This window comes from Neorhizobium sp. T25_13, from assembly GCF_002968675.1.
GTDB lineage: Bacteria > Pseudomonadota > Alphaproteobacteria > Rhizobiales > Rhizobiaceae > Neorhizobium > Neorhizobium tomejilense.
In genome coordinates, this window is record NZ_PVBI01000003.1 from 533,386 (window position 1) to 544,776 (window position 11,391).

10 protein-coding genes are annotated in these 11,391 nt (G+C 63.4%); 7 read left to right on the forward strand and 3 right to left on the reverse strand.

Annotation, left to right across the window (positions count from 1 at the left end):
- The first annotated feature begins 232 nt into the window (after nucleotides 1-232).
- Together C5J22_RS09730 and C5J22_RS09735 are read left to right on the forward strand one after the other, a co-directional pair.
- The gene (locus C5J22_RS09730) at nucleotides 233-2,302 is read left to right on the forward strand and encodes an ATP-dependent helicase (protein WP_105438040.1); all 2,070 of its coding nucleotides are present in this window, start codon (nucleotides 233-235) and stop codon (nucleotides 2,300-2,302) included.
- 122 nt (nucleotides 2,303-2,424) lie between these two features.
- Nucleotides 2,425-3,135, forward strand: coding sequence for an alpha/beta fold hydrolase (locus C5J22_RS09735; protein ID WP_105438041.1), 711 nt, complete (start codon nucleotides 2,425-2,427; stop codon nucleotides 3,133-3,135).
- A 67-nt stretch (nucleotides 3,136-3,202) separates the two neighbouring features.
- Here the strand turns inward: C5J22_RS09735 and C5J22_RS09740 are convergent, their stop codons facing one another.
- Nucleotides 3,203-3,700, reverse strand: a complete 498-nt coding sequence (locus C5J22_RS09740) for a histidine kinase (RefSeq protein WP_105438042.1) — start codon at nucleotides 3,698-3,700, stop codon at nucleotides 3,203-3,205.
- Nucleotides 3,701-3,952: 252 nt separating this feature from the next.
- On the opposite strand from C5J22_RS09740, the gene C5J22_RS09745 reads away from it, so the two are divergent.
- Nucleotides 3,953-4,837: a GyrI-like domain-containing protein gene (locus tag C5J22_RS09745; RefSeq protein WP_105421810.1), complete on the forward strand. Its 885-nt coding sequence runs from the start codon at nucleotides 3,953-3,955 to the stop codon at nucleotides 4,835-4,837.
- A gap of 44 nt (nucleotides 4,838-4,881) precedes the next feature.
- On the opposite strand, the gene C5J22_RS09750 is transcribed toward C5J22_RS09745, so the two are convergent.
- The gene (locus tag C5J22_RS09750) at nucleotides 4,882-5,604 is read right to left on the reverse strand and encodes a DUF1003 domain-containing protein (RefSeq protein ID WP_105438043.1); all 723 of its coding nucleotides are present in this window, start codon (nucleotides 5,602-5,604) and stop codon (nucleotides 4,882-4,884) included.
- A 1-nt stretch (nucleotide 5,605) separates the two neighbouring features.
- Nucleotides 5,606-7,384, reverse strand: a complete 1,779-nt coding sequence (locus C5J22_RS09755; RefSeq protein ID WP_105438044.1) for an ABC transporter ATP-binding protein/permease — start codon at nucleotides 7,382-7,384, stop codon at nucleotides 5,606-5,608.
- A 288-nt stretch (nucleotides 7,385-7,672) separates the two neighbouring features.
- Here C5J22_RS09755 and C5J22_RS09760 point away from each other — a divergent pair, with 288 nt between their 5' ends.
- The 4 genes from C5J22_RS09760 to C5J22_RS09775 are packed head-to-tail and all read left to right on the forward strand — an operon-like array spanning nucleotide 7,673 to nucleotide 11,356.
- Complete coding sequence (locus tag C5J22_RS09760) at nucleotides 7,673-8,293, forward strand: TetR/AcrR family transcriptional regulator (protein WP_105438045.1); 621 nt, start codon at nucleotides 7,673-7,675, stop codon at nucleotides 8,291-8,293.
- Nucleotides 8,290-9,255, forward strand: coding sequence for an HlyD family secretion protein (locus tag C5J22_RS09765; RefSeq protein WP_105438046.1), 966 nt, complete (start codon nucleotides 8,290-8,292; stop codon nucleotides 9,253-9,255). Before C5J22_RS09760 ends, C5J22_RS09765 begins: the two co-directional genes overlap by 4 nt.
- On the forward strand, nucleotides 9,252-10,205 hold the full coding sequence (locus C5J22_RS09770; RefSeq protein WP_105438047.1) for an ABC transporter ATP-binding protein: 954 nt from the start codon (nucleotides 9,252-9,254) through the stop codon (nucleotides 10,203-10,205). Before C5J22_RS09765 ends, C5J22_RS09770 begins: the two co-directional genes overlap by 4 nt.
- Nucleotides 10,202-11,356 (forward strand): ABC transporter permease, encoded by a 1,155-nt coding sequence (locus C5J22_RS09775; protein WP_105438048.1) that lies wholly within the window; start codon nucleotides 10,202-10,204, stop codon nucleotides 11,354-11,356. The genes C5J22_RS09770 and C5J22_RS09775 overlap by 4 nt, the downstream gene beginning before the upstream one ends.
- Nucleotides 11,357-11,391 lie beyond the last annotated feature (35 nt).

The following is an 11,391-nucleotide window of genomic DNA, read 5'->3' on the forward strand; positions in this document are numbered from 1 at the left end:
CAAAGGCGTGATTTACGTTTTAAATACAAACAGATACAGCAGGAGACGCGAATTGATCGCGGCACCGGGCCGTGGTGTGCAAATTGTACTTGGGCGGAAATTGCCGCCGGCCGCATCGTCGCAATCTTCCGGCCCGCGGGCAAGTTAGCGACTTGCCGCAGAAGTGCCGAAGCGGATTTCCGCGCAGGCCCACGAATCAGCTATGGCTAATTCGAACACATCGGGAACGGGCATGGCTGTTGCTTATCTGGAAAAGCTGAATGATGCGCAAAGGCGTGCGGTCGAGCACGGCTCGGACGTGCCCAAAGGCGGTCCGGCCGGGCCTTTGCTGGTCATCGCCGGCGCCGGTTCCGGCAAGACCAACACGCTTGCCCATCGTGTCGCGCACCTGATCGTCTCGGGCGCCGATCCACGCCGCATCCTGCTGATGACCTTTTCCCGCCGCGCGGCTTCGGAAATGGGCCGCCGCGTCGAGCGCATCTGTGCGCAGGTTCTGGGCGCAAATGCCGGCATCATGACCGATGCGCTCGCCTGGGCCGGCACCTTTCACGGCATCGGCGCCCGGCTGCTACGCCTCTACGCCGAACAGATCGGCCTCGACCATGACTTCACCATCCACGACCGCGAAGATTCCGCCGACCTGATGAACCTGGTGCGCCACGAACTCGGCTTCTCGAAGACCGAGAACCGGTTTCCCACCAAAGGCACCTGTCTGCAGATCTATTCCCGTGCGGTGAATTCTGAAACGCCGCTCGACGAGGTGCTGAAACTTAATTTCCCCTGGTGCTCCGCCTGGGAACCGCAGCTGCGCGAACTGTTCGCCTCCTATGTCGAGGCCAAGCAGGCCCAGAACGTGCTGGATTACGACGACCTACTGCTCTACTGGGCGCAGATGATGAGCGAGCCGGCGATTGCGCAGGATGTCGGCGGCCGTTTCGATCATGTCCTCGTCGACGAATACCAGGACACCAATCGCCTGCAATCGTCGATCCTGATGGCGATGAAGCCCGGCGGCATCGGCCTGACCGTGGTGGGTGACGACGCCCAGTCGATCTATTCCTTTCGCGCCGCGACGATCCGCAACATCCTCGATTTCCCGAACACGTTCGATCCGCCGGCCAATATCGTCACGCTCGACCGCAACTACCGCTCGACCAATACGATTCTGGCCGCCGCCAACGGCGTCATCGATCTTGCCCGCGAGCGCTTTACCAAGAACCTCTGGACCGAGCGCCAGTCGGAGGAGCGCCCCCGCCTCGTCGCCGTCAAGGACGAGACCGAGCAGGCCAATTACATCGTCGAAAAGATCCTCGAAAACCGCGAAACCGGCATGACGCTGAAGAGCCAGGCCGTGCTGTTCCGCGCGTCCCACCATTCCGGCCCACTCGAAGTCGAGCTCACCCGCCGCAACATCCCCTTCGTGAAGTTCGGCGGCCTGAAATTCCTCGACAGCGCCCATGTCAAGGACCTGCTGGCGGCGCTGCGTTTCGCCCAGAACCCGCGCGACCGCGTCGCCGGCTTCCGGCTGATGCAGCTGATCCCCGGCATCGGCCCGCAGACGGCCGGAAAAATCCTCGATGCGATCGCCGCCGATCCCGAACCGCTCGCAGCCCTCCAGGAAATCCCGGCCCCGCCGCGTTCCGGTGTCGACTGGCCGGCCTTTGTCGACATGCTCGCCGCCATCCGCAGGGGCCAAGGCTGGCCGTCCGAGATCGGCCTTGCCCGCCAATGGTACGAGCCGCATCTCATCCGCATCCACGAGGACGCCGAGACCCGCAAGGCCGACCTGCTGCAGCTCGAACAGATCGCCTCGGGTTATGCCTCCCGCGAACGGTTCCTCACCGAACTGACCCTCGACCCGCCGGATGCGACCAGCGCCGAATCCGGCACGCCTCTGCTCGACGAAGATTATCTCATCCTCTCGACCATCCATTCCTCCAAGGGCCAGGAATGGCGCTCGGTGTTCCTGTTAAACTGCGTCGATGGCTGCATCCCCTCCGACCTCGGCGTCGGCTCCACCGCCGAGATCGAGGAGGAACGCCGCCTCCTCTACGTCGCGATGACGCGGGCGAAGGACCACCTGCACCTGATGACGCCGCAGCGTTTCTTCGTGCACGGCCAGGCCTCGCAGGGCGACCGCCACGTCTATGCCGCCCGCACCCGCTTCATCCCGGCGACCTTGCTGCAATTCTTCGAAACCGCCGCCTGGCCGGTCGTCGCCCAGATGACCGACGCCGAACGCCAGGCCCGCCACCAGGTCCGCATCGACGTCACCGCCCGCATGCGTGGCATGTGGCGGTAACTAAGCGATTCCAAAAGGTGACGACCAGCGAGATACAGGGCCGCCTGTCCCCTCGCCTGTCGCATTGACTCCACCCGACCCGGATGGGAAACAACCGGCATCGTTCAGACGGGAGGGGATGAATGGTTAGTCGCAAAATCGTTCTGGTGCAGGGTGCCTGGGGTTCGAGCGCGAGCTGGACGCCGGTTGCCGATATTCTGCGGGGCATGGGTCACCAGGTTTTCGTGCCGAGCCTCACCGGGCTCGGTGAACGCACTCACCTCTTTTCGGGCGCCATCAATCTCGACACCCATATCGGCGATGTCTGCGGCCTTGTCGAAGCGGAGGGCCTGGAGGAATTCGACCTCGTCGGCCATTCCTATGGCGGCATGGTGATTACGGGCGTCGCCGATCGTTTCGCGGCCCGCATCCGCACGCTGACCTATCTCGACGCTTTCCTGCCGGAAAACGGCCAGTCGGCGCTCGATCTGCTCGGCCCGGAAGTGGCGATGGCCAACCTCGCCATGGCCGGCGAACTCGGCGGCGTTGCGGTGCCGCCGCCTGCCCGTCACGCGACCCGCGTGCCGGAACATCTGCGCCACTACATGGCCAGCCGCTCGCCGCAGCCGTTCGCGACGATGATCCAGAAGATCAAGCTGTCGGGTGATTATCGGAAGATCACGAAAAGGCTTTACGTCTCGGCCAATATCGACCAGTCGAAGATCTTTTCCGGCATCTACGCTAGGGTTGGCGCCGATCCGTCCTGGGCATCCATGGAAGTGCCGAGCAGCCACATGCTGCAGCTCGAAATGCCGGACGAGGTCGCCCGCATCATCCACGATTTCATCGGCTGATTTTTTCGCCCGTTCAGTTCAACGAAACTGAAAGCGGCGGCGAAACAATCGCCGCCGCTTGTCCGTATCACTTACCGATCGGCTTGATCGACAACAGGATGTCGACCAGTTCCTTCTGGTGCTTTTCCTCGTCGCCCTTGGTTCCCCAATAGGTGACGACGAGGCCCTTGGTCGGCGACGTCTGGATCAGCGCAAGCCCGACGCTTACCGGGCCGCTCTCGTCCTTGCCGTCCCAATCGAGCGTGGTCATCTGCATGCCGTTGAACTCCTCGACCGGAGTTTCCTTCAGCGTCTTGGGATCGACGGTGACGCCAACCTCCTTCAGGAAATCGATGGCGTCCGTAACGGTCTTGTCCATCGACTTCAGCTCCGCGACATCGGCGGAAAGATAGACGGCGTCGTCGCTGGACGTAGCATCGACGCCGGTGTCGGTTTCCTTCGGGTTCCAGCTGTCGGGGATCTTGATGCTGGCGATCGGAGCATCGCTCGGGAACTTGAGTGTTTTCGCCTCGGCCAGCATGGGAGCGGCCATGACGAGCATGGCAATCAGGAGAGCTTTTTTCATCTGTGAATCCTTAAGAAATGGGGACCGCAGATGCTTCTACCAGCGGCGAAAACCCGTTTAGCACGCAGCCCTTTAAGAATGGGTGGAGCAAACATTCAAAAAGCCGGGGAATTCCGCCAAACTCGCGTTAGGGTTTGCCACCTCCCCTTCCGCCGTCGCTGGCAGGCACCTCCTGATCCATGCCAAACCGCAAGATCGGTCGAGCGCGTCATATTTGAAAGGGCGTAGATGGTGTCGCCACGGAGGAAGACTATGAAGGCGCCACTTGAAAACTACCATGCCCGAATGCAGCGGGTGCTGGACCATATCGACCAGCACCTGGACGATGATCTGGGCCTGGACGCGTTGAGCGGAGTTGCGGCGTTCTCGAAATACCATTTCCACCGGCAGTTCGCGTCCACCTTCGGGGTGTCCGTACATCGCTATGTCCAGCTTGCCCGTTTGAAGCATGCTTCGCACCGGCTGGCTTCGAAGGACGCTCCAAGTGTCACGGACGTAGCGATGGATGCCGGTTACGATGCACCCGACGCCTTTGCCCGCGCCTTTCGGCAAAGGCTTGGCCAATCGCCTTCATCATTCCGGAAGTCGCCCGACTGGGCACCGTGGCTTGCGGCCTTCGGGCCTTTGAACAATGCGAGGAGCAAGCTCATGCAGATTACCTATACCCACGACGACGTGACTATCCGCGATGTCCCCCCGACGCCGGTGGCGATCATGGAGCATCGGGGCGACCGGGCAACACTCGGCGATACCATCGAGCGCTTCATTGCCTGGCGCAAGGCGGCCGGCTTATCGCCTGAGACGAGCCCGACCTTCAACGTCTTCCGTTCTGAGAGGACGCCTGCGATCCCGGCCGATTATAGCATGGACCTGTGTGTCGGGACTGACCTGCCGATTGCGCCCGATGATGCTCAGATGAAACCAGGCGTGATTCCCGGCGGGCGCTGTGCGGTCCTGCGCGTCTTCCACGATACCCACAATTTAGAACCCGCCGCGCTCTTTCTTTATCGGGATTGGCTTCCGGCCAGTGGGGAGGATGCACGCGACTTCCCCATCTATTGCCAGCGGCACTTCTCCCTCTTCCCAGGCGCGCAGGTCCATGATGTCGTCGTGGAACTGTTCCTGCCCTTGAAATAGCAGCGCTGGACGGCGGCCTGTCTCGGACATTCGGTATTTCCGGCCTAGCTCGGGCTCCGCCCGCCGCCGCGGCGTTCCAGAAGCTCGATCTGGATCTGCTGCATTTCCGCCAGACGCTCCCATTGATGTGCCATCTGGTGATCAATCTTTTCGTGGAGCTGACGGATTTCGAGCTCGGCGCGCAGGTTGATCATGTAGTCGTTCTCGGAGCGCCGCCGGTCCTTCTCCTCCTGCCGCCGCTGGCTCATCATGATGACCGGCGCCTGCAGCGCCGCAAGGCAGGAGAGCACCAGGTTGAGCAGGATGAACGGATAGGGGTCGAAAGGCTGGGAGAACAGGCCGACGACATTGATCCCCATCCAGACGACCAGCACGCCGAGGAAGCTCAGGATGAACGTCCAGGAACCGCCGAACGAGGCGACCTTGTCGGCCACCCGCTCGCCGAAGGTGGGGTTGCGTTCGAGCAGGCTGGCAGCGCTCTTCTGCACCGTCGAGGCACCCTTCTCGAAGCTGTCGAGCACGCGTCTGTCGAGGTCGGAAAGCTCGCCGCGCTCCTCGTCGAGCAGCTTTTCCACGTAACGGCGGCGGAAACGGGCAAGGTCTTCGTCGCAGATCAGGCTGTTCTCATCGCAGTCCTTCACTTCCTCGACGATCATCTCGGCAAGATGCGGGCGCAGATATCCGGTCCTGTGCATTTTCGACAGCGGAAACGTGCGGCCGCAGACGACGCATTGCCCCGTCTTGGCCGGAGCCATATGCCTGCTCATTTCACGCATCTTCCTTCTTCTTCTTCGCATGCGCGTGAAGCGGCGAGAGGTGGAAGAGGCGCGGCGAGAATTTGGCCCGGAACTCTTCCGAACGGCCGATATAGATGAGCGTCACGCCGTCGAGACGGCTGAGCACGTTCAGCAGCCGCTCCTGGGTTTCCGGCTCCAAGCCTTCCAGCACGTCGTCCATGATCAGCCAGTCCGGCTTGCGCAGCATCGCGTTGGCGATCGCGAGCGCTGCCTCCTCGTCCTTGTCGAGCAGCCGGTCCCAGCGCTCCACCTCGTCCAGCCTGCCTACGAGACGACCAAGCCCGACCTTTTCGAGGGCTTGTGCCAGCGCCTTGTCATCGGCGCCGTTCAGCCCGGCGGGAGAGGTCATCACCTCGCGCAGCGTCGCCGTCGGCAGGTATCCGTCCTGCGGCATCAGGATCATGCTGTCCACCGGCGGCAGACCGATCTCGCCGCGGCCCCAGGGCCAGATGCCAGCCAGCGCCTGGAAGAACAGATGCCGGTCGGCGCCCGGATCGCCGTTGATCATCACCTTCTCGCCCGGCTTGATGCCGCAATCGCCCTCTACCACGCGCACCCCGTGTCCCGCCGCGCCCTGCTCGGGCGCGCCATAGACCATGACGCCGCAAAGGCTGATGCCCTCGCCGGCCGGCGCTTCGCGATAGGCGATCACCTCGCCCTCCTTGGCCAGACTATCCATGGTCAGCAATGCGTGGCGGAAGGAAGAGACGCGGTTCAGCGTCGCCCGCCAGTCGGCGATGACGCCGAAATTGACCACATACCAGCGAAGCGCCTGGTTGACCTGGTTGAAGGCGCCGACCGCCATCATCAGCCCGCCGAAGGAAAGCTCGCCGGAAAAATACATCGGCGAGGCGATGATGATCGGCGCCACCAGCGCCAGCCAGCCGAACCCCGCCGACACCCAGGTGAGATTGGCGAGCGCCCAGGCGAGCTTTCGCAGCATGCCCAGCACCCCGTCGATCGCGAAATGCACACGGGTGAGCTCGTTCGCCTCGCCGCGCGCCAGCGCGATCGGCTTCAGGTTCTCGTTGGCGCGCACCAGGGCTGCGCGCAGGTCCGCTTCCCGGGCATAACGCTCGGCGTTCAGCCGCGGCAGCAGGTTGCCGACCACGTTACTGAGCACAGAGCCCAGCAGCGCATAGAGGATGGTCGTCCAAACCATGTAACCGGGGATCGAAATGGTGCGGCCGCCGAAATGGAAGACGAAATCCGACGAAATCGCCCAGAGCACGCCGATGAAGCTTGCGAGCAGGATCGTCGAGTTGACGAGCCCGATCGCCAGCGCCGTGGTGTTTTCCGCCAGGATGCGCGTGTCCTCGTGCAGCCGCTGGTCGGGGTTGCTGGCGATCGCGCCGGCCCCGGTGAGCTTGAGGGCCCGGCCAGGCTTCAGCCAGACATCGGCGAGGTCGCGTGCCAACCCCTCGCGCATCCGCAGGGCGGTGATCTGGTTCAGCCACTGCTGGATGACGTTCAAGAGCGTCAGCGAAAAGGCGATAATGCCAAACACGACAAGCTGGTTCAGAAATTCCGGCATGTCGCGCCGTTCCAGCGCGTCGTAGAACGGCCCGTTCCACTCGTTCAGCCGGTAAGTCGCATAGGTCGTTGCGAAGATGACGACGAGCAATGCCGCAGTCAGCACAACGACGCGATTGCGCACCGGCGCATCCCAGAATGCCTTGCCCATCATGCGGAGCTGACCACCCAGGGAAAGTTCGAAGGCCGGCACAACACCTTCGGAATTCTGCGACATCTACTGCGACTCCTACAATCACCCTCGTCACCCTTAACTTAGCACGCGTTTGCGGCTTATGCAGCTTCAAGGGTCCCGTTTGGTTTATATGGGGGTCGAACCAGCCGGATGCATCCAACGTCTTCGTGAGGTTCATCCGGAACGTCCGCGTCGCCGAACCCCACCGAAAAACCGCCCGACAATGTTCGTCACGCGCCAACTCCTCTCTTCATTTTTCCCAAAACTGCTTGCAATTTTCGCAGCCGAATGTTAATGACCGACCAGTCAGTCATAACTGGAGGATACACGGTGGCCGAGAGGAAAAGAGAGAAACGCGATCCGCAGCAGCGCCGGGTCGAAATCCTGGCCGCCGCCTTCGCCTGCTTTTCCGAGCGCGGGTTCGCCGCCACCCGCATGGAGGATGTCGCGGCCCGTGCCGGCATCGCCAAGGGCACCGTCTACCTGCATTTTCCGGACAAGGAGTCGCTGTTCACCGAGCTCGTCTCAGGCATCGCCACGCCGATCCTGGGTCAGATCGAAGGGCTGGTAACCAACGAGGCGATCCCGCCGCGTTTCGCCATCTCGATGTTCTATACCCTCTTCAAGCGCGAGGTTCTGGAGACCGACCGCCGCCACCTGCTGCGGCTGATCCTCGCCGAAGGTCCGATGTTTCCTTCCGTCACCGAATTTTACCACCGCGACATCATCTCCAAGGGTCTTGGCGTGCTGCGCATCCTCCTGAAACGCGCGGCCGCCCGCGGCGAGCTGCGCAATCCGGCTATCGCCGACGTGCCGCAGATCGTCATCGCCCCGGCGCTGTTGTCGATCGTCTGGACGACGCTGTTCGAGGCCTACGAACATCTCGACACGCAAAATCTTTTCGATGCCTTCCTCGAAACCCTGTTCGTGCCGGAAGGAGGTGCGAAGTGAAACGCATCCTCATCATCGCCATTCTGGCGGGCGCCGCGCTGGCTGCCCTGCCCTTCCTCTTCGCCGACAAGCCGCCGCGCCCCTACCAGGGCTGGGTCGAAGCCGACACGCTGTTCATCGGTGCCGAAAGTGCCGGCCGGCTCACCCAGGTGGATATCGCCGAAGGTGCGACGATCCAAGCCGGCGCGCCGCTCTTCAGGCTCGACTCCTCAAGCGAAGAGGCCGCCGTCGCCGCGGCCCGCGCCGCACTTGCCCGCTCCCGGGCGGAACTGGATCTGGCGCAAGCCGCCCAGAAACGCCCCCAGGAGATCGACGTGCTGCGCGCCTCGGAACGCGAAGCCTCCGCCCGGCTGGAGCTCGCCGAACAGGATCTCGACCGTACCCGGGTCCTCGTCGAGCGCGGCACCGCGACCCGTGCCAATCTCGATACCGCGACCGCCACCGAGGCCGCCAACCGCGCTGCCCTCGAGAATGTCCGCAGCCAGATCATCCTCGCCGCCCTTCCCGCCCGCGACGAGGCGCTGCGCCAGGCAGAAGAATCCGTCGCCGCCGCCAGGGCCGATCTCGCCTCGGCGCAGGCAGCGCTTGCCCGCCGCTCGATTTCGGCTCCGGCCGCCGGCAGCATCGAGACGCTCTATTACCGCACAGGCGAAGTCGTGCCCGCCGGCCGCCCTATCGTCGCCCTCCTGCCACCCGAAAATGTCCGCATCCGCTTTTTCGTGCCCGAAACAGAAATCGCCCGCCTGTCGCTCGGCCAGCCGGTCCGCGTCGGCTGCGACGCCTGCCGGCCGGCCGATGCCAGGGTCAGCTTCATCGCCAGGAGCGCGGAATACACGCCGCCGGAAATCTACAGCCTCGAAGAGCGCGCAAAACTCGTCTACCGCGTCGAGGCCATCCCTGCCGACCCGAAGGCGCTCCGCCCCGGCCAGCCGGTCGATGTCCTCCCGGGAGTTCATCCATGACCGCCACCGAAACCTACGAAGTCGACGCCCCGGAAACGGTGATCGACGTCCACCACCTCACCAAGAGTTTTGGCGGCCGCAAGGTGGTCGATGATGTCTCCATGTCGGTGAAGAAGGGCCGCATCCACGGCTTTCTCGGCCCAAACGGCTCCGGCAAGACGACCACCATCCGCATGCTCTGCGGCCTGCTGACACCCGATAGCGGCGACGGCACCTGCCTCGGCTTCGACATCCTGACCGAGAGCGACCGCATCCGCCGCCGGGTCGGCTACATGACCCAGAAATTTTCGCTCTACCAGGACCTGTCGATCCGCGAGAACCTCGAATTCGTCGCCCGCGTCTACGGCCTCGCCGATCCGCGCGGCAAGGCGAGCGCCGCCATCGAGCGCCTCGGCCTCAAGGGCCGCGAAAAGCAGCTGGCGGGAGAACTGTCGGGCGGCTGGAAACAGCGCCTCGCGCTCGGCGCCTGCATCCTGCCGGAGCCGGCGCTTCTCCTCCTCGACGAACCGACCGCCGGCGTCGACCCGAAGGCCCGCCGCGACTTCTGGAACGAGATCCATGCGCTTGCCGCCAACGGCCTCTCGGTGCTGGTCTCCACTCACTACATGGACGAAGCGGAGCGCTGCCACGAGATCGCCTATATCGCCTACGGGAAACTGCTTGCCGAAGGCACGGTGGACGAAGTGATCGCCGGCACGGGCCTCGTCACCTTCACCGTATCAGGTCCGGGCGCCGACCGTCTGCAATCCGAACTCGAACATGCACCCGGTGTCGACATGATCGCCCCATTCGGCACCAGCCTGCATGTCGCCGGCCGCGATGCCGCGGCCCTGGAACAGGCGATCGCTCCCTATCGCGACAGACCGGGCCTCAAATGGGAAAAGGGCGAACCGACACTCGAAGACGCCTTCATCGACCTGATGCGCCGCTCGGAGGACAATTTCAAATGACCCCGGCGCCCGGCAATACCAACGGCAATGGCAGCTCCTTCGGCCGCTTCTGGGCCATGACGGTCAAGGAGTTCATCCAGATGACCCGCGACCGCATCACGCTCGCGACCATGGTCATGCTGCCGATCATGCAGCTTTTCCTGTTCGGCTTTGCCATCAACACCACCCCGCACAACCTGCCGACCGCGGTGCTGATGCGCGAAAACAGCGATGTCGGCCGCTCCATCCTAGCGGCGCTGAAAAACACCGATTTCTTCGAGGTCAAATCGGTCATCACCCGCGCCGAGGACATGGATGCCCTGCTGCAGTCCGGCGAGGCCCTGTTCGTCGTCGAAATCCCGGAAGGTTTCGAACGGTCGCTGCGCCGCGGCGATTCTCCCTCGCTGCTGGTCGCCGCCGACGCCACCGACCCGGTCGCCGCAAGCTCCGCGCTCGGCGCGCTCTCCGGCATCATTTCGACGGCGCTGGAAAACGACCGCCAGGTCGCCTTCGCCGAACCGGTAAAGCCCGCCTTCCAGATCGTCCAGCACCGCCGCTACAATCCAGCCGGCTCTTCGACCTTGAACATCGTCCCCGGCCTGCTCGGCACGATCCTGACGATGACGCTGCTGATCTTCACAGCCCTCTCCGTCACCCGCGAGGTGGAGCGCGGCACGATGGAGAACCTGCTCTCCATGCCGATCAAGCCGCTGGAGATCATGCTCGGCAAGATCGCTCCCTACGTGCTGATCGGCCTCATCCAGGCACTGGTGATCATCGGCGTCGGCATCCTCGTCTTCCGCGTGCCGATCCTCGGCGATCCCCTGTCGCTGACCGCCGCCACCGCCCTTTTCGTCATCACCAACCTGTCGATCGGTTACACGTTCTCGACGATCGCGGCGAACCAGTTGCAGGCGATGCAGATGGCGATGATGTTCTTCCTGCCGAATATCCTCCTTTCCGGCTTCATGTTCCCCTTCGCCGGCATGCCCGGTTGGGCGCAGTGGATCGGCGAGGCCCTGCCGCTCACCCACTATATCCGCATCGTCCGGGCGGTGATGCTGAAGGGCGCCGATATCGGCGGCCTCGGTTACGACACGGGCGCGCTCGCCGCCCTGATGGCCGTCGCCATGCTGATCGCAGTGCGCCGTTTCCGCCGCACGCTGGATTGAGGAATAAAGCCGCTTATCTCGCGTCTGCGGTATAA

Excerpts from the sequence above, each read along its gene's own strand:
- C5J22_RS09740 (WP_105438042.1), bottom strand. The coding sequence starts at position 3,700 with ATGAAAAAAGCTCTCCTGATTGCCATGCTCGTCATGGCCGCTCCCATG.
- C5J22_RS09735 (WP_105438041.1), top strand. The coding sequence starts at position 2,425 with ATGGTTAGTCGCAAAATCGTTCTGGTGCAGGGTGCCTGGGGTTCGAGC.
- C5J22_RS09775 (WP_105438048.1), top strand. The coding sequence starts at position 10,202 with ATGACCCCGGCGCCCGGCAATACCAACGGCAATGGCAGCTCCTTCGGC.
- C5J22_RS09730 (WP_105438040.1), top strand. The coding sequence starts at position 233 with ATGGCTGTTGCTTATCTGGAAAAGCTGAATGATGCGCAAAGGCGTGCG.
- C5J22_RS09745 (WP_105421810.1), top strand. The coding sequence starts at position 3,953 with ATGAAGGCGCCACTTGAAAACTACCATGCCCGAATGCAGCGGGTGCTG.
- C5J22_RS09770 (WP_105438047.1), top strand. The coding sequence starts at position 9,252 with ATGACCGCCACCGAAACCTACGAAGTCGACGCCCCGGAAACGGTGATC.
- C5J22_RS09755 (WP_105438044.1), bottom strand. The coding sequence starts at position 7,384 with ATGTCGCAGAATTCCGAAGGTGTTGTGCCGGCCTTCGAACTTTCCCTG.
- C5J22_RS09750 (WP_105438043.1), bottom strand. The coding sequence starts at position 5,604 with ATGAGCAGGCATATGGCTCCGGCCAAGACGGGGCAATGCGTCGTCTGC.